At 68.6% G+C, this 21041-nt stretch carries 19 protein-coding genes and 2 pseudogenes; 9 read left to right on the top strand and 12 right to left on the bottom strand.

The features are described from left to right. The 4 genes and pseudogenes from R6V09_RS02080 to R6V09_RS02065 form a co-directional block, all read right to left on the bottom strand. A pseudogene (locus R6V09_RS02080) lies at positions 1 to 423 on the bottom strand (SCO2522 family protein); the annotation flags it as partial. Further along, a complete protein-coding gene (locus tag R6V09_RS02075) occupies positions 420 to 1337 on the bottom strand; it encodes an SCO2523 family variant P-loop protein (RefSeq protein ID WP_317879579.1) in 918 nt (305 codons plus the stop codon). The pseudogene R6V09_RS02080 and the gene R6V09_RS02075, both read right to left, overlap by 4 nt. A gap of 3 nt (positions 1338 to 1340) precedes the next feature. Then, positions 1341 to 3179 (bottom strand): SCO2524 family protein, encoded by a 1839-nt coding sequence (locus R6V09_RS02070; RefSeq protein WP_317879578.1) that lies wholly within the window; start codon positions 3177 to 3179, stop codon positions 1341 to 1343. Between the two features lie 127 nt (positions 3180 to 3306). After that, entirely contained in the window at positions 3307 to 4050 is a 744-nt protein-coding gene (locus R6V09_RS02065; RefSeq protein WP_317879577.1) for an SCO2525 family SAM-dependent methyltransferase, read from the bottom strand. A 307-nt stretch (positions 4051 to 4357) separates the two neighbouring features. Between R6V09_RS02065 and R6V09_RS02060 the strand changes: the two genes are divergently transcribed. Then, the gene (locus R6V09_RS02060) at positions 4358 to 4885 is read left to right on the top strand and encodes a GNAT family N-acetyltransferase (protein ID WP_317879576.1); all 528 of its coding nucleotides are present in this window, start codon (positions 4358 to 4360) and stop codon (positions 4883 to 4885) included. On the opposite strand, the gene R6V09_RS02055 is transcribed toward R6V09_RS02060, so the two are convergent. Continuing rightward, the gene (locus tag R6V09_RS02055; RefSeq protein WP_317879575.1) at positions 4837 to 6003 is read right to left on the bottom strand and encodes an abortive phage infection protein; all 1167 of its coding nucleotides are present in this window, start codon (positions 6001 to 6003) and stop codon (positions 4837 to 4839) included. The genes R6V09_RS02060 and R6V09_RS02055 overlap by 49 nt on opposite strands. Positions 6004 to 6204: 201 nt before the next feature. Between R6V09_RS02055 and bla the strand changes: the two genes are divergently transcribed. Further along, a complete protein-coding gene (bla, locus tag R6V09_RS02050; protein WP_317879574.1) occupies positions 6205 to 7086 on the top strand; it encodes a class A beta-lactamase in 882 nt (293 codons plus the stop codon). A gap of 17 nt (positions 7087 to 7103) precedes the next feature. Here bla and R6V09_RS02045 read toward each other — a convergent pair. From R6V09_RS02045 to R6V09_RS02035, 3 genes and pseudogenes are all read right to left on the bottom strand, one after another. Beyond that, positions 7104 to 7346: pseudogene (locus tag R6V09_RS02045) on the bottom strand (helix-turn-helix domain-containing protein); the annotation flags it as partial. A gap of 109 nt (positions 7347 to 7455) precedes the next feature. Beyond that, the gene (locus tag R6V09_RS02040; RefSeq protein WP_317879573.1) at positions 7456 to 7953 is read right to left on the bottom strand and encodes a protein-tyrosine phosphatase family protein; all 498 of its coding nucleotides are present in this window, start codon (positions 7951 to 7953) and stop codon (positions 7456 to 7458) included. A gap of 188 nt (positions 7954 to 8141) precedes the next feature. Continuing rightward, entirely contained in the window at positions 8142 to 8855 is a 714-nt protein-coding gene (locus R6V09_RS02035; RefSeq protein WP_317879572.1) for a FadR/GntR family transcriptional regulator, read from the bottom strand. A gap of 201 nt (positions 8856 to 9056) precedes the next feature. Here R6V09_RS02035 and R6V09_RS02030 point away from each other — a divergent pair, with 201 nt between their 5' ends. From R6V09_RS02030 to R6V09_RS02010, 5 genes are read left to right on the top strand one after another with little or no spacing between them, the layout of a single operon-like run. Then, positions 9057 to 10691, top strand: coding sequence for an ABC transporter substrate-binding protein (locus R6V09_RS02030; protein ID WP_317879571.1), 1635 nt, complete (start codon positions 9057 to 9059; stop codon positions 10689 to 10691). Between the two features lie 18 nt (positions 10692 to 10709). After that, positions 10710 to 11669 (top strand): ABC transporter permease, encoded by a 960-nt coding sequence (locus R6V09_RS02025; protein ID WP_317879570.1) that lies wholly within the window; start codon positions 10710 to 10712, stop codon positions 11667 to 11669. After that, positions 11669 to 13666 (top strand): dipeptide/oligopeptide/nickel ABC transporter permease/ATP-binding protein, encoded by a 1998-nt coding sequence (locus R6V09_RS02020; RefSeq protein WP_317879569.1) that lies wholly within the window; start codon positions 11669 to 11671, stop codon positions 13664 to 13666. Before R6V09_RS02025 ends, R6V09_RS02020 begins: the two co-directional genes overlap by 1 nt. Next, positions 13663 to 14682 (top strand): ABC transporter ATP-binding protein, encoded by a 1020-nt coding sequence (locus tag R6V09_RS02015; protein ID WP_317879568.1) that lies wholly within the window; start codon positions 13663 to 13665, stop codon positions 14680 to 14682. The genes R6V09_RS02020 and R6V09_RS02015 overlap by 4 nt, the downstream gene beginning before the upstream one ends. Then, positions 14679 to 15614 carry a dihydrodipicolinate synthase family protein gene (locus R6V09_RS02010; RefSeq protein WP_317879567.1) on the top strand — a complete coding sequence of 312 codons (936 nt, stop codon included), beginning with the start codon at positions 14679 to 14681 and terminating at the stop codon, positions 15612 to 15614. Before R6V09_RS02015 ends, R6V09_RS02010 begins: the two co-directional genes overlap by 4 nt. A 190-nt stretch (positions 15615 to 15804) precedes the next feature. Here R6V09_RS02010 and R6V09_RS02005 read toward each other — a convergent pair whose 3' ends face one another. Together R6V09_RS02005 and R6V09_RS02000 are read right to left on the bottom strand one after the other, a co-directional pair. Further along, positions 15805 to 16221, bottom strand: a complete 417-nt coding sequence (locus R6V09_RS02005; RefSeq protein WP_317879566.1) for an ATP-binding protein — start codon at positions 16219 to 16221, stop codon at positions 15805 to 15807. Then, complete coding sequence (locus R6V09_RS02000; protein WP_317879565.1) at positions 16218 to 16574, bottom strand: hypothetical protein; 357 nt, start codon at positions 16572 to 16574, stop codon at positions 16218 to 16220. Before R6V09_RS02000 ends, R6V09_RS02005 begins: the two co-directional genes overlap by 4 nt. Before the next feature lie 186 nt (positions 16575 to 16760). On the opposite strand from R6V09_RS02000, the gene R6V09_RS01995 reads away from it, so the two are divergent. Continuing rightward, the gene (locus R6V09_RS01995) at positions 16761 to 18359 is read left to right on the top strand and encodes a helix-turn-helix domain-containing protein (protein WP_317879564.1); all 1599 of its coding nucleotides are present in this window, start codon (positions 16761 to 16763) and stop codon (positions 18357 to 18359) included. On the opposite strand, the gene R6V09_RS01990 is transcribed toward R6V09_RS01995, so the two are convergent. Further along, complete coding sequence (locus R6V09_RS01990; protein ID WP_317879563.1) at positions 18356 to 19171, bottom strand: alpha/beta hydrolase; 816 nt, start codon at positions 19169 to 19171, stop codon at positions 18356 to 18358. The two genes, R6V09_RS01995 and R6V09_RS01990, sit on opposite strands and share 4 nt — an antisense overlap. A gap of 136 nt (positions 19172 to 19307) precedes the next feature. On the opposite strand from R6V09_RS01990, the gene R6V09_RS01985 reads away from it, so the two are divergent. Then, positions 19308 to 19778: an NUDIX domain-containing protein gene (locus R6V09_RS01985; protein ID WP_317879562.1), complete on the top strand. Its 471-nt coding sequence runs from the start codon at positions 19308 to 19310 to the stop codon at positions 19776 to 19778. A 17-nt stretch (positions 19779 to 19795) separates the two neighbouring features. Here the strand turns inward: R6V09_RS01985 and R6V09_RS01980 are convergent, their stop codons facing one another. Further along, positions 19796 to 20989 (bottom strand): sialidase family protein, encoded by a 1194-nt coding sequence (locus R6V09_RS01980; RefSeq protein ID WP_317879561.1) that lies wholly within the window; start codon positions 20987 to 20989, stop codon positions 19796 to 19798. Between the last annotated feature and the right edge of the window lie 52 nt (positions 20990 to 21041).

Genomic DNA, 21041 nt, shown 5'->3' with positions numbered 1-21041 from the left:
GGAGCCGTGGCTGCCCGGCGGCGGCGACTCGACCAGGCGGTGCATCACGGACTCGGCCAGCTCTATCCGGTCGGCGACCGCGCACCCCGACTCGCGGGCGAGGTAGTCGATGACGAGCCCGGCCTTCGCGGCCTCTTCGAGGACCAGCGGGACGAGTTCGGCGGGGGTGGAGAAGCGGGTGAAGTAGTCGTCGATCAGGAAACAGGTGCTGACGCGGGGGCGTTTGCCGCCGACGCGGCGGGCCGCGGAGGCACGGGCGGCGTCCACCCAGATCCGTACCTCGGCGAAGTGCTCGCGCAGCCGCTCGGGGCCCGCCTCGAAGTCCTCCATGTAGAGGTGGCCCAGCTCCAGTGAGAGATGGGCCAACGACACGGACTGGGTGCGCGGGTCCGCGGTGGTCTCCCGGAACACGGCCTCGGTCACGCCTGCTCCCAGTACTTGTCGTCGGTCAGCCGCCCGGCCAGATCGCTGAGCGCCTGCCAGGTCTCCATGGTGGCGATCTGGCTGTCCAGCACGTCCTCGTCGGTGATCAGCTGCTCGCGCCACTGCAGGACCGGTTCCAGCGGAATGGAGCCCAGGACCTGGCTGTAGCCGATTCCGTGGTGCGAGGCCAGTTGCTTCAGTTCGAGGTCGCACTGCTCCATCCACGCCGACTGGGCGGGTGTGACCTGCGACCACAGCGCCGATTCGGGATCGGGTACGGCGGCCCGGACGAAGCGGATGGCACCGCGCAGCGTGTCCTCGTCGTGCCCGCGGGCGACCCCGCCGGCGACGATGCCGCGCTTGCCGAAGACCAGGCTCGCCGCGGCCTCCACGTGCTGGCGGGTCCAGCGGTGGAAGACCAGCCAGCGGGCCTCGACACCGCTCAACTCCCGCTGCGCGGTGGCCGCCAGCACCATGTCGACGGCGTAGCTGCGGCCCGCGCTGAGGTCGACGACGATCAGGTCGAACTCGCCGTTGAGGCGCAGCAGCAGGTCCACGCAGCGGCGCAGGTTGTCGCCGGTGGTGGCGAACTCGCCGCCGCTGAGGTCACCGGGCATCAGGATCAGCCGGCCGGCTCCGGGCGGCTGGTTGCGCAGCACCCGGTGCTCGGTGTCCGCCCAGACGTCGATCCTGACCGGTTCGCCGATCTCACCTGTCAGATACGAGTGCAGCCCGCGGTCCTCGGCGGCCTGGCGGGCGTCGGGCACGTCGAAGACCGCCGAGGCGGTGGGCGATCCGAAGTCGAAGTCCAGGTAGCAGACGTCGTCCCCGGTCAGCGCCCGCTGGTAGGCGAGGTTGGCGCTGGTCACGGAGCGGCCCGTGCCTCCCTTGTCGGAGGCGGCGAAGATCAGCACGGCTCACACTCCCTGGGCCGCGGCGGCGCGGGCCCGGGCGAGTGCGTCGAGCTGGCCCAGCACGTCGAGCGTCAACGAGTAGGCGGTGCCGGGCTGTTCGTCGATGAGGTCGCGGGCGCGGCGTAACTTGACCTCGATTCCCCTGAGTTGCATGCCGCGTTTTCCGTCGGAGTTGGGCGCGGGCGCCATCTGCTCGTTGCCGAGGAGGTGGGTGGACTCGGAGAGCAACGCCTTTGCCAGTTCGGTCAGTTCGAGGCTGCGGATCGGGGGCTGCGCGTACATGTTGTGGACCTGGACCATCACCTCGGTGACCCGCTCGGTGATGCTCCAGGACACCGGCCCCTCGGTGAGGGAGGTTCCCGGGTAGGCGGCGTGCACGTTGTCCCACAGCCCGACGCCCTCGCCCTCGCCCATCCGCCGCCGCCACACGTGGCCGAAGATGTCCTCGGCCAGCCTCAGCAGCCGGTCGTGCGCGGAGAGGTTGCGCGAGAGCGTGCACAACTGGACGGTCCGCTTGAGCAGTTGGGCCGAGAAGTCGCTCATCGTCCAGTTCATGGGCGGGCCGATGGTGCCGCCGCCCTGCAGCGGCAGGGTGACGCCCGGGGTGTGCAGTTGGATCATGGGGTCGTCGCGCGTCATCCGGCTGGTGATGCGTCCGCGTTCGGCGAGGCGCTCCATGACGGTGACCGTGCGGGTCAGGTCGTCGTCGGTGGCCCGGCGGCGCATCAGGTCGTGCACGAGGATGGCCGCGACGGAGAGGGAGAAGTACTCGGACTCCAGCCGCTGTCCCGTCGTACGCCAGGGGATGTCCTCCAGTGGCCAGCGCTCGCGGTCGAAGCGGGCGATGCGCGACCAGTACTGCTGGGTGATCTCCCAGCGCAGCCGCAGCGCCTCGGCGAGCTTCTGCTGTTCGGCGTTGAGGAGGCCGAGCGTCAGGGTGCGGTCGGAGAACAGGTCCTGGATGCCGTCGAGGGCGACCACGGTGAAGTACAGGTACGGCACCGGGTTGGCCACGCCGACGGGCTGCGCCCCGATGTCCTCGTCGGTCTCCACCTCGGGCGCGTCCCGCACCAGGCTCCAGGCCCAGCCGCACTCGAAGAGCTGGCTCTCGTCGTTGAGTGCCTCCTGCACGTCGACGCCGAGGATGAAGCTCTCGGTGATGGCGGCGCGCAGCGGCCTGAACCGCTTCTGGAACATCTCCAGCACCTGACGCTGCGACTGCCGCCCCTGGCCGAGGAGTTCGCAGAGTGTCTGGCCCTGGGAGGAGTCGGTGTCGTAGACGTTGACCGTGAACGAGCGCAGCAGGCTCACCATGGCGGCGGTGAGCCGTTTGCTGGTCGCGGACTTCAGTTCCCTGATCGTCTCCTGCATGTCGCCGCGGCGGGTCTTGGACTCGTAGACCTTGAGGAAGCCGAGCAGTGCCAGACAGAGCGTGATGGACATGGAGAACGAGTCCGTGACACCGAGTTGACGCTGCTCGTCGGTAAGGTCCTTCTCCGTGTCCCGGGACTGGAAGTAGTAACCGCCCGCGAACGTGGGCCGCTTGTCGTCGGTGTGGGTGTGCATGAACTCGGCGGCGGCCGTCACGAGGTTGGCCGGGATGTCCAGCCGTCCGCCCGCCGTCTTCAGCGACTGCTGGACGTCGCCCTGTGTGGTGTCGGGGTCGTCCAGCCGGAACGACGGCAGCTCGGTCGCCGGGTACAGCAGACAGAGCAGGCGCTCGGCGTCGGCGACGCTGCTCTCCCCTCCCCATTTGCCCCACGCCCACGCGCCGCCGTCGAAGGAGTGGCGGGCGACCGCCTGCCAGATGTCCAGCAGATGCTGGCGCGGCTTGATCTGCATTCCATGCCCCTCACACAGACCGCACTGCCATCAGTCGAGGAATTTCCCTCTTCTGTTGTGAAGACTCATCGATCGGTTTCGATCAGCCCGATCGGTCCGATCGGTCCGATCAGCCGACCGGAACACGTCAGTCCGAATTCCCGCGCCAGCCATAGGAAAGGATCATTCCGGAATATCCGTCGCGCACTCGGTCCTTGGCTTCGAGCTGGTGCACCTCGAAGTCACCCGCGAATGGTTCGAGACTCGCACGCACCTCCGATTCTCCCACGTCGCACGCCGGAAAGAACTTCTTTCCCGTGTAATAACCCTTTGAATGTTCCATGAAAGCTGCGGCGAAGGGGGCCCCTGGGGCCAGCGCGCGCATGAAGCACGCGACACCCAGGGTGAACTCGTCAAGGGACGTGGTCATCGACTCGGCGACGAAGAACATCGTCCCCACGGATCGCGGACCGCCGAACCGCTCAAGATCGAAGATGTTGCCCTGCTCGACCTTGACGACCTTGCGGAATTGCTGACGCGGGTCGATGGGGAAGGCGCCGTACGCCTTGTGCCCGCCCAGGACGTCCCAGAACTGGTCCCAGTTCGGGCCGTAGTTGTCGAGCTGGCCCCTGAGGTACTTCACGTTCGCGGGTGAGCGCTCGACGAGCGTGACCTCGTCGCACCACGGCATCATGGCGAGCGCGGGGTAGAGGTTGGCACCCGCGCCCACGTCGATACCCGAAACCGGGCCGACGTCCTGCTTCCGGAAATGACCGCCGAAATGATCCCGGACGATGTGCAGGATCTCCGCGTCCTCCGCCTGCAGGTGGCGGTAGTTGTGCTCGACGTAGGCAGTCGAGTCGAATGCCTCCCAGGAGACGTCCGCATTCATCACCTGAGTGTCCCCCGAAGATCTCGCGCTCATTTACTTACGGTACCAACATCCAAGGCACGACGGATACTTCTCGTCAATCTTGCGGAGATATCAGGCCACCACAGATCGGCCACCGGGGCGCACAGGGGGCGCATCGTCGCGAATGTAATCATGAGACCTGAATCAGCCTTGAACTGCCGGATTACCCCACCCAAGATGTTCGGAAAACAGTCGAACACTCCGGAAAGACAGCGAGATCACGCACCGTCCGCGCCACTCGTACGAGTGGCGGCACCCGCTTGACCCGCTCCCCCGAGGAGGCAGTATGACGGCTTTTCAGGAGGAACGCTCCCCGTCCCCGGGCCGCCGCGCCGACCGGGCGTTCCTGGCCGACCGCGGCGACCGGCACCTGACCCTGAGAGGCATCACCGAGGCCGATCTCCCCGAACTCCTCCGCGTCGACAGGGAGGCCTTCCCCGAGGAGCCCTACCCCGTCTTCGTGCTCCGCCAGCTCTACGACATCCACGGCGACCGCGTCCTCGTCCTCGACGACGGCGAACGGCTGCTCGGCTACATCCTGTTCGTGAACACCTCGGACGGCTACCTGAGTTGGATCATGAGCCTCGCCGTCACGCCCCGCCAGCAGGGCCACGGTCTTGGCCGACGCCTGATGGTCGAGGCCCTGCGCCGACTGCGCGCGGAGCGTGTCCACCAGGTGCGTCTGACGGTGGAGCCGACGAACGCGGCGGCGATCATGCTGTACCGCTCACTCGGATTCTCCTCCGAGGAGGGCGTGCAGCGGGACTACTTCGGGCCGGACGAGCATCGCCTCCTCATGACCCTCGCCCTGTGACCGTAGCGCCGCGCCAGCGCGTGGAACGCCTCCTTCGGTTCCCAGTGCCACGGTGAACCGGGGTCGAACGGGCGGTCCTCGACGGTCCTGGTGAGGGCGTAGCTCGCCATGTCGAGGTCGTGTCGTGGGTCGTGGGCGCGGTGCGGGGCGTCCGGGGTGACGAACTCGAAGGCCATCGCGCCGTACAGGCCCATCGACTCGAAGACCTCCAACAGGTCGACCACATAGGCGGCTTGGGTGTGTTCGCTGCGGACCGGGTGACCCTTGATCTCCTCCGGGCTCTTGTCGTGGTCTACGACGTTCCAGCCCATGCCGGCCGTCTTCTCGGCGCCCTTGTACGCGCAGGTGCCGAACTCGGTGACGGCGACGGGCTTGCCCCAGCGCTGGTAGCGGTGCAACTCCCTTACATGGTCTGCGGGTTGGCGGAAGTACGAGTAGTAGTCGATGCCGACGATGTCGAAGAGGTTCCAGTCGACCTCGTCGTCCTGGGCGGCGGCGTAGCCGAGACTGCCGTGGAAGACGGAACGGCCGAGCGCCGCCGCCTTCTTGGTGAAGGCGTCCAGCCTGCGCTGCGTCCCGACCGGGTCGAAGGCGCCGTTCAGGAGGTTCTCGACACGGTCCAGGACCGTCGCGCCCGGCACTATCCCGGGCACGAACAGCCAGAACTCGCAGCCGACGCTGAGGTCGACGCTCGCGCCCTGCCGGCGCAGGCGCTCCGCGAACCGGCCGGTCTCCGCGAGGTGTTCGAGGATGTCCCGCTCCGGGACGTCGGCGAGGGTGGGCTGAAGCCAGATGTGCAGGCCGAGTTCGGCGGCCCGGGCGGCGGTGGCGGTGAGGCGGTCGACGCCGTCGCCGGTGACCTCGACCGTGTCGGCGTGCAACTCGTCGCGGATGGCACGGAGGTCGGCGCGCATCCGGCACGGGCTCCAGGCGGTGGCGGGGGTCTCACCCGCACCGACGGTGTAGACGACGCCGTGGCGACGGAGACCGCGTGGGCCGGTCGCCGCCGCCTGCGCCTCCGCTGCCGCCTGCCCCGACGGCAGTAACGCGCCCGCTGTCCCGAGGGCCAGCGCCCCCGCCAGGAACTGCGCCCTGTTGATCCCCGTGGTGTTCGCCATGCGTCCACTGTGCCGAGCCCGTTCCCGGCCAGGCATCGTCCGACGGTCTACGGCGGAGCAACCAAGGGATGAGGTCTCGCGTCGATCACTGGAGAGATCGACGACGGAAACCGACCGATCGTCGACGCAGACCGAACAAAGGAGAGCGCGATCTCAGGCTCCGAACAGTCCTCCACGACCCCTACGACTCCTACGGCCCCTATGGCCACCCGCCGCACCCTCCTCACCGCCGGCGCCGCCACCGCCGCGGCCCTCCTCACCGGCACCACCCCCGCGCAGGCGTCCGGCGACACCGGCATCTCCGCGAGTCTGGCCGCCCTGGAAGAGCAACACACCGCCCGTGTGGGCGTGTTCGCGCACCACCTCGGTACACGGAAGACCGTCGTGCACCGCGCCGACGAACTCTTCCCGATGTGCTCGGTGTTCAAGACCCTCGCCGCCGCGGCCGTTCTGCGCGACCTGGACCGGCACGGCGAGGTCCTTTACCGGGTCGTGCACTACACCGAGGCCGATCTCGTCGACGGATCGGACCAGACCCGGGCGCATCTCGCCGAGGGCATGACGATCGAGCAGCTCGCCGACGTGGCGATCCGCTTCAGCGACAACGGCGCCGGCAACCTGCTCCTGCGCGAACTCGGCGGCCCCACCGCGATCACCCGCTTCGCCCGCTCCCTCGGCGACCCGGTCACCCGCCTCGACCGCTGGGAGACCGAACTCAACTCGGCCGAGCCGGACCGGATCACGGACACCACCAGCCCGCGGGCGATCGGCGGCCTCTACCGCAAGCTGGTCCTCGGCGACGCCCTGCGCCGCCCCGACCGCGACCGGCTCACCGCCTGGCTGCTCAACAACACGACGAGCGCCGCCCGTTTCCGCGCCGGGCTCCCCGCGACCTGGACGATCGCCGACAAGACAGGCAGCGGCGACTACGGCACCGCCAACGACGTCGGAATCGCCTGGACGCAAGCCGGTGACCCGGTCGTCCTCGCGGTCCTGACCACGAAGCCGACGCTGCCCGACGCACCGTACGACAACCAACTCGTCGCGAAGACAGCCGAGTTGGTGGCGGCAGCTGTCGGCTGACGGGGGAAGTACTGCCTCGGCGTGTCCCCCACCACCCGGTGGAACGCCGCCGTGAAGGAGCTCGCCGACGCGTACCCCACCCACGGTGCCACGGACTCCACCGGCAGTCCCTCGACCAGGTACGGCAACGCGGCCTGCATCCGCAGCCGTTCCCGCCACTGGCCGAAGCCGAGGCCCGCGCGGACGTACTGGAGATCGGCCCCGGCGGCACCTTCGCCGGCAGTGACAGTCAACCGAGCTTCCGCTTCCGGCTGTTGCACCTACGGGACACGATGAACACCCTCGATCCGGCGACGCTCCCGGCCCGGCTGGAGCGGGCGGGCGGGCTTCACGGACGTGGCGGTCGACCTGCACACGGAGAGCGGCGGCCTACGTTTCCGGGCCCGCCGCGCCTGCCCCGCCAGAATCGCCCCCCGCGCCCGACGGCGCCCCGAACCCTCGTACGTACCGCCGCTGCCACGGCGTCTCCACCGCGTGCCGGTCGTAGTGGGCACGGACGTAGGAGACCGCCTCCCCGGGCGGTACCCCGTCGAGGACCGCCAGACAGGCGAGTGCCGTGCCGGTGCGGCCCCGGCCTCCGTGGCAGGCGAGTTCGACGCGCTCGGTGAGCGACCGGTGCCAGACCTCGGTGAGGACCGCGTGCGCCTCGGCGCGGTCGGCGGGCAGCCGGAAGTCCGGCCAGCGCAACCACCGTGCCGGCCAAGGGACTTCGGGCGGTCGCCTGCCGAGCAGATACACGCCGTAGGTCGGGACCGGGCCGTCGGCCGGGAGCGGCCGGCGCAGTCCGCGGCCCCGGACCAGGCGGCCGGAGGGCAGCCGTAGGACTCCCGGGTCCCGCTCGCCCCACGCCTCTGTCGTCCCACTCACCCTTCGCCCACCCGCCACTCGTCCCTCACGCGTCCGGCGCCTCGCGTACCGCCTTCTCCAGCAGTGCGCTCGCCGCCCATCGCATCACGTCCCGCGCCTCCTCGGGAGCAGCTGGCTGGACGGGGCGTCGATCGTGGCCCAACTCAGCTTCCCCCTGAGGACAGTTCAGGGGTCGGCCGGAGGTCAGGTCAGCCCACTCCCCGCGACTCCTGTGCCGCCCGCGCCTCGATGCCGCGGAAGTGGTCCGCCATCGCGCGCTGCGCGCCCTCGACATCGCGGGCGCGCAGCGCGGTGACGATGTCGCGATGGCGGCGGACCGTGATGCCGGGGGTCGGGTCGTCGGTCCAGCCGCGGGCTCCGGCGACCCGGTGGAACACCGTCCAGAAGGCGCCGAGGAGTTGCGGGACGAGTTCGTTGCCGAGCGAGGCGTAGAGCAACTCGTGGAATTCGCGGTCGAGTTCGGGGAAGGGCCGGCCGGCGCGGCCCGCCTCATCCATCCGGTTCACCACCGCTTCCAGGCGGTCCAGCTCCGGTTCGGTGAGGATGGCGGAGACCCGATGAATCAGGCCTTCCTCCAGCACCTCGCGCACCTGGAGGATCTCGGCCAGCGCGTCCGCGTCGTCCTCGTGCCGGGTGAGGGTGCGGAAGGTGAGGCCGTCGGCGAGCGGGGTCAGCGAGGCCCGGCCGACGTAGGTGCCGTAGCCGTGTCTGATCTCCACGATGTCGAGGGCCTGGAGCGCCTTGAGGGCCTCGCGGACGGAGTTTCTGCTGATCCCGAGGTCCTCCATCAGCTCGGCCTCGGTGGGCAGCGGCGCACCGGGCTGGAGCTTGCGGTCGAGGATCAGCTGGACGACCTCGCGCTGTATCCGACTGTTCCTTGGCTCCCCGGACATGCGCCGCATCGTAGCCGCAGCAGAGGTCCCACGTCCCATGTCCCGGCTCGACGGGACCTGAAAAGGCATCAACTTACGCCATTTCAAACCACCATTGGTCCGACCTCTGGCGGCTACGCCATTCGTGTGTGATGCCTTGACCGCCCCCACGGGCGCTCTTATGGTCGCGCTGACCGCAGGACGTAGGACGTCGTACCTCCTGGAGGAACCGTGCGCGAAGACGTGACCCAGAACGTGCCCGCGCTGCACCGACGGGCGTTCCTGAAGTACTCCGGCGCGCTGGGCGCGGCGGCGGCGATCTCCTCGTCCCTGACGGCCTGTTCGTCGGGGCCGCAGTCGACGAACGACACCGGCGGCGGGGGCACCGGCAAGAACCGCACCCTGACCGCGGTGATCGGCTACGGCAACGACGGCAGCTGGGACCCGACGCAGACCGCGTCCGCGTTCGCCATGGCCGGCAACAACCACATCTACGAGGGCCTGATCGACACCGACCCGATCACCCGCGCGCCCTACCCGGCACTGGCGACCGCCGTGCCGAAGGACACGAGCGGCACCTCGTGGAAGTTCACGCTGCGCGCCGGCGCCAAGTTCCACGACGGGCAGCCGGTCACCGCCGACGACGTCGTCTTCGTCTACGACCGGATCCTCGACCCGAAGACCACGACCCTCGCGCAGGGCTTCTTCGCCAGCTGGCTGAAGGAGGTGCGGAAGATCGACGCGCAGAACGTCGAGCTGGTCCTCAAGTTCCCCTTCCCTGAAGGGATTTCGCGCCTCACCCTCGCGAAGATCATGCCGAAGCACATCTTCTCCAAGCCCGGCGCCTGGGACGACGCGATCAAGGGCAAGGCGGTCGGCTCGGGGCCGTACCGGCAGACCGCGCACCACCCGAAGTCCAACACCACCTTCGCCGCGTTCACCGGCTACAACGGCCCGCGCCCGCCCGCCTTCAAGACGATGAACTGGCTGACGATCGTCGACGCGGCACCCCGGGTCGCCAAGATCTCCGGGTCCAGCGCGGGCGCGCAGATCGCCGACAACATCCCCTACGCCAACATCCAGCGGCTTGAGAGCGGCGGACTGACGGTCGCGGGCGGGGCCGGGATGAACAACCTGTTCCTGATGTTCAACACCCAGCACAAACCCTTCGACGACGTACGGGTGCGCCAGGCGCTCCACTACGCCATCGACACCGGCAAGATGGTCCAAGTGGCCCTGCGCGGGCACGGGAAGCCGTCCTCGTCCTTCCTCAACGAGGGCAACCCCACCTACCGGCGCGCGAAGACGGTCTACGACTACGACCCCGACAAGGCGAAGGCACTGCTGAAGGCGGCCGGGGTCAGCGGACTGAGCGTCAACCTCATGTCGGTGAACGTGAGTTGGATCGTCGACTGCCTGCCCACCATCAAGGCGTCCTGGGACGCGATCGGTGTGAAGACCACCCTCTCCCCGCAGGAGACCACGGCCGTCTTCACCAAGATGGACCAGAAGCAGGACTACCAGGTCGTCGCCGCCGCCTCGAACCCCAACCAGTTCGGCCTCGACGCCGACCTGATCATGCACTACAACTACGGCCCGCAGAACCTCTGGATGGGCTACGCCCGTTGGGCCGGGAACTCCGTCGCCAAGCGGCTCTTCAAGGACATGGACCAGGCGACGCAGGAACCGGACGCGGCGAAGAAGAAGACGATGATCCAGGACTACATCGACATCGTCGCCGAACAGGCCGTGCTCTACCCGGTCGTCCACAACGAGCTGATGACCGCCTGGGACCCGAAGAAGCTCACAGGGATAAGGGCACAGCCCTACCCCGGCATAAACGTCCTCCAAGCCAAGTGGGTCTAGCCGCACAGGAGTTGGCCCATGGTCACCGTCGTCAGGATTCTGGCCCGCCGTATCGTCCTGCTCGTTCCGCTGATGCTCGGCATCGTGCTGTTCGTGTTCGTGGTGATGCGCTTCTCGGACGTAGACCCGGCGTCCGCGTTCTTCCAGGGCGCCAACCCGACCGCGCAGCAACTGCACGACTTCCGCGAGCGGAACGGGCTGTTGGATCCCCTCCCCCTCCGCTACGTCCATTTCGTGGGCGCACTCCTCCACGGTGACCTGGGCACCAGCGCGCTGACCCGCGCACCGGTTCTCCAGCAGGTCACCACCGCGCTGCCGCTCACCCTCCAACTCACCTTCCTGGGGCTGGGGATCGCGGTGGTGCTGTCGCTGCTCGGCGGGGTGACGGCGGCCATCTACCGGGACCGGCTGCCCGACCAGATCATCCGGGTCGTGTCGCTCACCGGGGTCGCGGCGCCCGGCTTCTGGCTGGCGCTGCTGATGATCCAGTACCTGGCCGTGGACCAGGGCTGGTTCCCGACGGGCGGCTACATCAACCCGGCGGACTCCCTCACCGGCTGGCTGAAGACGATGGCACTCCCGGCGCTGGCCCTCTCACTCCCGGTGGCGGCCCAACTCACGCGCATCGTACGGACGTCGGTGGTCGAGGAGCTGGACAAGGACTACGTCCGGACGGCGATCGGCAGCGGTCTGCCGCCGCGTGTCGTGGTCGGCCGGAACGTGCTCCGCAACGCCCTCATGAACCCACTGACCGTGCTGGGACTGCGCGTTGGATACCTGCTCGGCGGAGCGGTCGTCATCGAGACCATCTTCTCCCTCCCCGGGATGGGCAAGTTGATGATCGACGCCGTGCAGAACGGCGACCCGGCCGTCGTCCAGGGCGTGGTGCTCACGACGGCGACCGGGTTCGTCGTCGTGAACCTGGTCATCGACATCCTCTATCTGCTGGTCAACCCGCGCCTGAGAGATGCTTCCTGATGTTCACTCAGTTCCCCCGGTTCTCCCGCAAGGGCCTCGCCGAGACCCTGTCCCGGCCCGGCATCAGGCTCCGCGGCCGGCACCGGCTGCCGCTGCCGTCGAAGGTCGCGATGTGCTTCCTGGCGGTCGTGGTGCTGGTGGCACTGTTCGCGCCGCTCGTCGCCCCGCACGACCCGCTCGACCAGCAGCTCCCCGTCGACGGCACCGGGCACCCCTCCGCCGGCCACTGGATGGGCCAGGACAGCCTGGGCCGGGACATCCTCAGCAGGCTTGTGTACGGCGCCCGTTGGTCCCTCGCCATCGGGCTCGGGGCGACCGCGCTCGCCCTCGTCGTCGGCGCGCTGATCGGCGCGATCGCCGCGACCGCCCGCAAAGGCGTCGACGAGACGCTGATGCGCTGCCTGGACGTGGTGATGGCGTTCCCCGGCATCGCGCTGGCGGCAGTCCTGGTGGCAGTCTTCGGCGGCGGCATCACCGTACTGATCTGCGCGATCGCGTTCCTGTTCACCCCGCCGGTGGCAAGAGTCGTACGGGCCAACGTACTTGACCAGTACGGCGAGGACTACGTCACCGCCGAGCGGGTGATCGGTGCCCGCACCCCGCACATCGTCATCAAGCACGTGGCCGTCAACTGCGCCGCCCCGATCCTGGTGTTCTGCACCGTGCAGGTAGCCGAGGCGATCGTCTTCGAGGCGTCCCTGTCGTTCATCGGCGCGGGCGTACGCCCCCCGGACCCTTCCTGGGGCAGTGTCATCGCGGACGGCAAGAACATGGTGCTGACCGGGGGTTGGTGGGCGACGGTCTTCCCCGGCCTGCTCATGCTGATCACGGTCCTGTCGCTGAACATACTGTCCGAGGGCGTCTCGGACGCGTGGGCGGCCCCGGCCGCGCGCGAGGTGGACGTACGACCCGACGAGGACCCGCTCGACGCGCCGGAGCCCGGCAGCGGTGAGGTGCTCCCGCTCCCCGGCCTGACGGAGGCGGCGCTACGACTCCGGTCGCGTGCACGGCCGTTGCCCGATCCCGACGGCTTGCCGGTACTCGCGGTCGAGAACCTCGCCATCGGCTTCGAGGGTCGGCACCACGGCGTGGACATCGTCGACGGCATCAGTTTCGAGGTGCAGGCGGGCGAAGTCCTGGGCCTGGTGGGCGAGTCGGGCTGCGGCAAGTCCCTGACGGCACTCGCGGTGATGGGCCTGGAACCGAAGGGCGCGAGGGTGCGCGGCCATGTCCGTTTCAACCAGCGGCAGTTGGTGGGCGAACCGATGCGGGTCCGCCGCAAACTGCTCGGCCACGAGATGGCGATGGTGTACCAGGACGCGCTGTCGTCCTTGAACCCCGCGATGACGATCCGCGCGCAGCTCAAGCAGGTGATACGGCGCGGAGGGCACCGTGGGGCAGGCGAGTTGCTGACGATGGTCGGCCTCGACCCGGACCGCACCCTGCGCAGCTACCCGCACGAACTCTCCGGCGGCCAGCGCCAGCGCGTGCTTATCGCGATGGCGTTGTCCCGCGACCCCAAACTGATCGTCGCCGACGAACCGACCACCGCCCTGGACGTCACCGTGCAGGCGCAGGTCATAGAGCTACTGCTGCGCCTCCGCGAGGAGTTGGGCTTCGCGCTGGTCCTCGTCTCGCACGACCTGGCACTCATCGCCGACGTCACGGACCGGGTGGTGGTGATGTACGGCGGACAGATCGTGGAGACGGGCGTGACCGCCGACCTGGTGGAGTCACCGGCCCACCACTACACGCGCGGCCTGCTGGGCAGTGTGCTGTCCCTCGAATCCGCGGCCGAACGCATGACCCAGATCAAGGGAGTCGTCCCCTCCCCCGCCGACTTCCCGGCCGGCTGCCGTTTCGCCGACCGTTGCCCACTGGCGAGCGACATCTGCCGTACGACGGCACCGGACCTGGTCGGGCCACGCACACACACGGCGGCCTGCCACCACCCGGCGATCGACCTGGTGACGACGGAGAGCGAGACGGTGTCATGAGTCCTCTCGTCGATTTGTCGGACGCCCATGTCGTCCACAAGGCGCGCAGCGGCGGCCTGTTCACCCGCGATCGGGTCTACGCCCTGACCGGCGCCGACCTCACCATCGCGCCCGGCGAGACGGTCGGCGTGGTCGGCGAGTCCGGCTGCGGCAAGTCCACGCTGGCGAAGGTGTTGGTGGGCGTCCAGCGGCCGACGTCCGGCACGGTGTCGTTCCGGGGCCGCGACCTGTGGTCGATGCCGGACGGCGAACGCCGGGCCGCCGTGGGCACGGGCATCGGCATGATCTTCCAGGACCCGTCGACCGCGCTGAACCGCCGTCTGACGATCCGGCAGATACTGCGCGACCCGCTCGACGTGCACGGCCGTGGGGACCGGAAGCAACGTGAGGAACGGGTACGGGAGTTGATGTCGCTGGTAGGACTCCCGCGCGCGCTTGCGGACGGCCTGCCGGGACAGCTTTCCGGCGGCCAGCGCCAACGGGTCGCGATCGCGCGGGCGTTGGCGCTGGACCCCGACCTGGTGGTGGCCGACGAACCGACCAGCGCGCTGGACGTCTCGGTCCGCGCCCAGATCCTGAATCTCTTGTTGGACTTGAAGGAACGCCTGGGCCTGGCCCTGGTGTTCGTGTCCCACGACATCCAGACGGTGCGGCGGATGAGCGACCGCGTGATCACCATGTACCTGGGCCGGATCGTCGAGGAGACCCCGGCCGACCAGGTCACCGACCGGGCGAGGCACCCGTACACGAGGGCCCTCTTCTCGGCGACACCCGGCCTGTTGCACCCCATCGACCCGATTCCGCTGGTCGGGCCGGTGCCGTCGGCGACGCGTCCGCCGAGCGGCTGCCCGTTCCGCACCCGCTGCTGGAAGGCGGACGACGTGTGCGCATCCGCCATGCCGGACTTTTCACCCGCGTCGACGCCGGGTCATCGCTACCGCTGCCACCATCCTGTGGAGGAGGACCTGACCACCCGCGACCTCGTTCGCCAAAGCCGCCCCATGGAGCCTTCATGACCTTCCCCGCCCCGCTCACCGGTGTCGTACCGCCCGTCTGCACGCCCCTGACACCGGACCGCGAGGTGGATGTCCGTTCGCTGCTCAGGCTCGTCGACCATCTGATGGAGGCCGGGGTGCACGGGCTGTTCCTGCTCGGCTCGACCTCGGAGGCGGCGTATCTGACGGATCGTCAGCGGAGGCGCGTCGTCGAGGCGGTGGTGGCTCATGTGGGCGGCCAACTCCCGGTGCTGGCAGGGGCGATCGACATGACGACGCCGCGGGTTCTGGACCATGTCGCGGCGGTGACGGAGGCGGGCGCGGACGCGGTCGTGGTGACCGCGCCCTTCTACACACTCACCCACCCGGCGGAGATCGCCCGCCACTACCGCCTGATCGCCGCCGCGTCACCGGTCCCCGTCGTCGCCTACGACCTCCCCGCCTCCGTCCACACCAAGCTGCCCGCCGACCTGGTCCTCGAACTCGCCGCCGAAGGTGTCCTCGCCGGCCTCAAGGACTCCAGCGGCGACCTCGGCGGCTTCCGTACGGTCGTCACCGGCGCGCGGGTCCATCCGGACATCACCGGTTTCAGCGTGCTGACCGGTTCCGAACTCTTCGTAGACTCGGCGCTCGCGCTGGGGGCGGACGGGGCGGTGCCGGGTCTCGCCAACGTCGATCCGCACGGATACGTCCGTCTCGACGAGCTGTGCCGAGCCGGTGACTGGGAGCGGGCGCGGGCCGAACAGGAGCGGCTGTGCGGGTTGTTCGGGCTGGTGGGGGTCGGTGACCCGGCGCGGATGGGAGGCAGTTCGTCGGCCCTCGGGGCGTTCAAGGCGGCGCTGCAACTGCGGGGCGTGATCGAGTGCGCGGCGACTGCGGAGCCGCAGGTGGGGTTGTCTGCCGACGAGGTGGGGCGGGTGGGGAAGTTCCTGGCGGCGGCGGGGTTGCTGTAACCACATCTCCCACCCACGCACCCACCCGTTTACTGGCCTTTGAAAGGTGAACCTCTAAAACACCCGAGACGGGTGGGTGGATGGGTGAGAAACAGGGGTCTGGGGGCGGAGCCCCCCAGACCCACCAACCGTTGCGTTGCTACGGATCAGAATGTTGCGAGACCGGTGCCTGCGCGTACATGGTGGTCGCTCACCCCAGCCCAATCGAGCACCAGACCACTTTGCCGCCGGTCGGCAAGAAGTAGTAGCTCCACTCCTTCGTGATGCGCTCCAGGATGAGCAGCCCCCGACCGCTCTCAGCACCGGGTGCAGGCGACGCATTGAGCACCGGCGGCCGGGGATCAGGGTCGGCCACCCAGATCAGGAGCCGGTGCGGCCCCTTGTGCAGTGTCAGTCGGATGCGAGGCGGTACGGCGTCGAGCGACACGTTGCCGACAGAGCGCACGGCGTTGGTGACCAACTCCGATACCGCCAACTGGGCATCGTCAATGCGGTCGTCGGGCAAATGCCAGGCGGACAGGACATCTCTTGTGTGGCGGCGCCCCCATCTCACAGCGTCGGCCTGGGCGGCAAGCTCCATCTCGCTGGTGTAGGGAGCGCCGGTCATCGCCGGGCCTCCTGTTCGGCCGGCCCCGCGGTGGGCATCACGACCCACAGTCGTCCGCCAATGTCGCCCTCGATCTCCTCACACATAATGTCGGCCAGGGGAGCGACCGTGCTGAGGTGTTCGGTTGAGGGAACGGCAACGTTGCGTACGCCGTCGCGCCGACAGCGGTTGGTCATCGCCACCCACGACGTCAGTTGCTGCCACTTGGTCTCAACGAAGACGTTGCCGAGGACGAAGCCCTGGCTGCGAGCGAATGCCGCCAGCTCGCGGTGTGTGCGAATGACGCCGTCGATGCCCATGCCGGGTAACACCCGGAGGTAGCCGAACAGCAGCGGTCGTGGGTCAGTGGTCATGGCGGTTGGCCTCCTGGTGGCCGTCGGCGGGGGTACAAGCCGACGGTGGTGGAGGCCCATTGGCCCATGCCAGGCCGTAGCCGCATGGGCGGCTATGTATCTGACGTATAGCCATGCCGGGCGCGGTTGCACCCATCTACCCTGGGGTCATTCACCCCCTGTAACCAGGCCGGTACGGAGTACGCCATGGCAACGCCCCCACCAGCCCGCTACTGCGCCTGCGGCACCCGTCTGGCCCGGGATAACGCCGCTCCCCAGTGCCATGCCTGCCAGCGCAAGCGCCAGGCCGCTGCCGTGGTCCAACCGCCCGCCGTACCCGCCGCTTTCTGGGACGACGAACGGATGCGCGAAGCCCTCGATACCTGGCACATGGGCAAGGTGCTGTACGCCTACCGCACTCATTCTCACCACGGGCGGGTACTCAGTCAGGAAGTCGTCGCCGACTGGTTGGGTCTGACACAAGCGCAGTTGAGTCGGATCGAGAACGGAGCAGCCCCGCAAGACCTCGGCAAGCTCATGCAGTGGGCGCATAGCCTCCGGATTCCGGCCGACCTACTGTGGTTCAAGCTCAAGTTGCCGGTCACCAAGCACCAGGCCCCGAAGCACAGCGCAGCCGCGAAGCCGGAGCCGACGCAAGGCGGTGTTCAAGGTGGCCTGTTGCTGCCCGTCGTGATCAACGGGCATTCGGTCATGGTGCCGGTCGACGCCCGCACCCTGAAGGAAAGCGGCCTCGGTGGCCTGCTCGACCAGCCCGACAGCACCAAGGAACACGAAGCCATGTCTCCGCTCAACCGTCGCGCCGTACTCAAAGGCGGCATCGCCGCCGCAGCGCTCCCTGGCCTCGGCTTGGAGGAGATTCAGCACATTGCCGCAGCCCTCGACGATGCCCGCCGCTACATGGACGGTCCGGTCGTCGAGTACCTGCGTCGCCAGATCGCGGCCTGCAAGCAGGACGACGGCAGCCTCGGGCCGAAGAAGACGCTGCCGGTCATGCTTGGCTTGCTGGGAGCCATCGCGGAGCACGCCCGTGATGTCCAGCCAGCGGTTCGCCGGGAGCTGCTGGCCATTGGCGCGGACGGTGCGGAGTTCGCCGGGTGGCTGTACCGCGACATCCACCAGCCGCTCCAGGCCGGGCGTTGGTACGACCGCGCCATGGAATGGGCGCAGGAAGCCAACGACCCCGCCATGCAGGGATACGTCCTGCTCAAAAAGGCGCAAATGGCGTACGACGAACGCGATGCGGTGAGGGTGTTGACGCTCGCCGAAGCAGCAGGCCAACCGCACTGGCAGTTGCCGCTCAAGGTACGGGCCGAGGTTGCGCAGCAACAAGCCCGGGGGTTCGCCATGCTCGGTGAGCCCATGGACACCGTCGAACGGGCCCTCAGCGAAGCCGGGCAACTGCTGACGCAGCACGAAGACATTGCCGACGACCAAGGCTCGCACCTCAGCCCGCACTACAACCGCGCGAACCTGACGCTCCAGAGGGCCAGTTGCTACATCGAGGCGGGAAAGCCAGCGCGGGCCGCCGACCTGTACGGCACGGTCTTGGAAGGGGACGCGCTCTCGCGCCGTGACCAGGGCTACTTTCTGGCCCGGCGGGCATGCTCGCTGGCCCTGGCCGGCCAACCGGATGACGCCGCGAGCGTTGGTCTGGCTGCCGTCGAGTTGTCCGACGCCACCAACTCCCTCCGCACCAAACGCGAGTTGACGCGAGCCATGGCCACGCTCCAACCGTGGGCAACACGACCCGGTCCCCGCGAGCTGCGTGAAGCTCTGCGGGCCTAGCGTTCGGACAACCACTCGGCGGTGGTGCGGATGACGAACGCCTGCCACTCCTGGCTCTGCGGATCGAGGTACTGCGGGTCGTCGTGGACAGCGAAGCCGTGTTGCGCGCCCTCGATTTCGACCAGCCGGCACGGCGCCTGAAACTGCGGCACTGCCGCCCGCGAAGCTTCGACCGGCACAAAGGTGTCCTTGGTGCCATGCACGATGAGCGTGGGGGCTTGCACGTCGCCCAGTGCCTCGTGCGGCCGGAGCCAGAAGACCTCGTTGTAGATGGCCCGCCCGTGCTTGAGCGTCGGCGAGTGCGACAGGTAGCCCAGTTCGGTGAGCTGGGTCGCGGCCTCGTCGGTCAGCTGATCGTCCACCCAGAACGGCCGGTTGTCGACGGTCCGTCGCTTGTAGTTGAGCTGCGGGTTGAACAGCACCAGTCGGGTGATCTCCTCTGGCTGCTTGGCGGCGTAGTAGGCGCACAGCCCGCCGGTGAAACTCGTGCCAAGCAAACTGACAGCGGTTGCCCCGGTGGCCTCGCGTAGATATGCCAGCACGACCCGAATGTCGTTCAGGATGATGGAGAGCGTCAGTTCCTCTTGCTTGCCCTCGCTGTCACCATGGCCTCGGAGGTCGAACCGCAAGCTCGCAACGCCCGCGTCGGCCAGACCGTCCGCAAGACGCGTGAAGAAGCCACCCTCTTCCCGGGTGACACCACCACCGTGCACGAGCACGATGGCCCGGTCCGTGGCCTCGGTCGGTTGCGTCAGGGTGCCGGCGAGGTGTTGGCCGTCGAGGCTGCGAATGCTCACGCTGTCGGTCGCCATACCGGCAAGCGTAGAGCGGTCGGTTCGACGACCGACAGAGGGTGACCACAGGGTCGGAGGCCCCTCTGTTCGACACCTACGCCGACAGTTTCGACGCGGTGTGGGAGACCGCCACGCCGATACCAGAAAGGTGACCATGGCACGGACCGAGTACTACGACGACCCGGCGGCACCGGAGCCGAACAGCCTGGTGGTCGCCGCGTCCGCCGTGGTCACCGATGACGAAGGGCGCGTGCTCCTTCAGCGCCGCCGGGACAACGACCTCTGGGCGCTGCCTGGCGGCGGCATGGAGATGACCGACTCACTCCCGGGGACGGCGGTCCGCGAGGTGAAGGAGGAAACGGGTCTGGACGTGGAGATCACCGGGCTCGTGGGCACGTACACCGACCCCCGCCACGTGATCGCCTACTCGGACGGTGAGGTGCGCAGACAGTTCAACGTCTGCTTCACCGCCCGCACGGTCGGCGGCCGACTCGCGATCTCGGACGAGTCCACGGAACTGCGATTCCTCCAGCCGGAAGAGATCGATCAACTGCCGATGCACCACACGCAGCGGCTCAGGATCCGACACTTCCTGGAACACCGCGACCGGCCCTATCTCGGCTGACCTCGTGAATCCTCGGGTCAGCTTCTGCCCAGCTCGGCCGTCGGCACCCGCCGGAACTCGATCGTGTCGTACGTCCCCGTCACTCCGGTCTCGTACAACACCCCCACCGTGTCCGACCCCACCTGCACCAGATCGGAGTACCCCGCCCGCTGCGGCGACAGCGTGACCGCCTTCACGAAGCTCCCCCCACCATCCCCGCTCCGCCAAATCGCCATCCCCTGGCGGACGTTGGGCACGGAAGGCGCCGAGAACAACAACGCCCCACCGGCGCCGGCCAGTTGCAGCACGCTCCCCTCCACCACCGGCACATCGTCCAACGTGTGCTGCACGGCGTACGGCCGGTCAAGACTCTCGCCCCCGTCACTGGAGTACGTGTCGAGCCGGTTGCCCGCGCTCGTGCCCAGTTGGTCCCGTGAGCTGAAGTACAGGCGCCCGTCGGGGAGTTCGGTCGCCGATGACTCGTTCGCGTTGTCGACGCCGTTGTACGTGGAGTCCACGAACCCCAGTCGCCACGTCTCGCCCCCGTCGTCGCTGTACAGATCATGACCGCCGTAGTACTTCGCCTCCTGCCCGGTGTCACTCGACCCGGCGCTCGGTGCGGCGGAATGATTGGCAGGAATCACCAACCGCCCCGCATGCACCCCCCGCGTCAGCGCGACCGCATGCCCCGGCCCCGTCGCGTACCAGCGCCAGCTCGGTAGTTTCACCTCCCCCGTGATGTCCCGCGGAAGAGTGAAAGTACGGCCGTCGTCCCAGCTCCGCTGCACGAACACCCGGCGGCTCTGCTCGGCCGTGACCTCGCCGCGCATGATCTGGCCCTCGGTGACGGCCCCGCTGTTGTAGGAGGTGACCAGCACGATCGCGCCGGTGCGGGGGTCGACCACGGGTGCCGGGTTGCCCCGGGTGTCCCCGCCGCCGGAGGCCACCACAGACAGCGGACCCCAGGTGCAGCCGCCGTCGGTGGAGCGCCGTAGGACGACGTCGATGTTGCCGGTGTCGCCCGCGTCGTTGTGCCGCCCCTCGGCGAAGGCGAGGACGGTGCCCTGGTCGGTGGTGACGGTCGCGGGGATGCGGTAGGTGTCGTAGCCGCCGTCTCCGGAGGCGTAGGGCACGGAGGACGTGCAGCCGGAGCGCGCGGACGCGTGCCCGGCAAGAGTGATGGGGGCGGCCAGTACTGCTGCTACGAGAAGCGTGCGGCTCAGGATGGTCATCGCTCTCCCTCACGGAGGTCGCCCCTCGCGGAACGACGCCGACCTGTCTGTC

The organism is Streptomyces sp. W16 (genome assembly GCF_033194735.1).
In the GTDB taxonomy this organism is placed as follows: Bacteria; Actinomycetota; Actinomycetes; order Streptomycetales; family Streptomycetaceae; genus Streptomyces.
The sequence above is the reverse complement of the archived record's forward strand: the minus strand, read 5'-3'. Positions and strand labels throughout refer to the sequence as shown.

Coding starts and splice junctions, on each gene's coding strand:
- R6V09_RS02070 (WP_317879578.1), bottom strand. CDS start 3,179: ATGCAGATCAAGCCGCGCCAGCATCTGCTGGACATCTGGCAGGCGGTC.
- R6V09_RS02065 (WP_317879577.1), bottom strand. CDS start 4,050: ATGAATGCGGACGTCTCCTGGGAGGCATTCGACTCGACTGCCTACGTC.
- R6V09_RS02060 (WP_317879576.1), top strand. CDS start 4,358: ATGACGGCTTTTCAGGAGGAACGCTCCCCGTCCCCGGGCCGCCGCGCC.
- R6V09_RS02055 (WP_317879575.1), bottom strand. CDS start 6,003: ATGGCGAACACCACGGGGATCAACAGGGCGCAGTTCCTGGCGGGGGCG.
- bla (WP_317879574.1), top strand. CDS start 6,205: ATGGCCACCCGCCGCACCCTCCTCACCGCCGGCGCCGCCACCGCCGCG.
- R6V09_RS02035 (WP_317879572.1), bottom strand. CDS start 8,855: ATGCGGCGCATGTCCGGGGAGCCAAGGAACAGTCGGATACAGCGCGAG.
- R6V09_RS02025 (WP_317879570.1), top strand. CDS start 10,710: ATGGTCACCGTCGTCAGGATTCTGGCCCGCCGTATCGTCCTGCTCGTT.
- R6V09_RS02020 (WP_317879569.1), top strand. CDS start 11,669: ATGTTCACTCAGTTCCCCCGGTTCTCCCGCAAGGGCCTCGCCGAGACC.
- R6V09_RS02015 (WP_317879568.1), top strand. CDS start 13,663: ATGAGTCCTCTCGTCGATTTGTCGGACGCCCATGTCGTCCACAAGGCG.
- R6V09_RS02010 (WP_317879567.1), top strand. CDS start 14,679: ATGACCTTCCCCGCCCCGCTCACCGGTGTCGTACCGCCCGTCTGCACG.
- R6V09_RS02005 (WP_317879566.1), bottom strand. CDS start 16,221: ATGACCGGCGCTCCCTACACCAGCGAGATGGAGCTTGCCGCCCAGGCC.
- R6V09_RS02000 (WP_317879565.1), bottom strand. CDS start 16,574: ATGACCACTGACCCACGACCGCTGCTGTTCGGCTACCTCCGGGTGTTA.
- R6V09_RS01995 (WP_317879564.1), top strand. CDS start 16,761: ATGGCAACGCCCCCACCAGCCCGCTACTGCGCCTGCGGCACCCGTCTG.
- R6V09_RS01990 (WP_317879563.1), bottom strand. CDS start 19,171: ATGGCGACCGACAGCGTGAGCATTCGCAGCCTCGACGGCCAACACCTC.
- R6V09_RS01985 (WP_317879562.1), top strand. CDS start 19,308: ATGGCACGGACCGAGTACTACGACGACCCGGCGGCACCGGAGCCGAAC.
- R6V09_RS01980 (WP_317879561.1), bottom strand. CDS start 20,989: ATGACCATCCTGAGCCGCACGCTTCTCGTAGCAGCAGTACTGGCCGCC.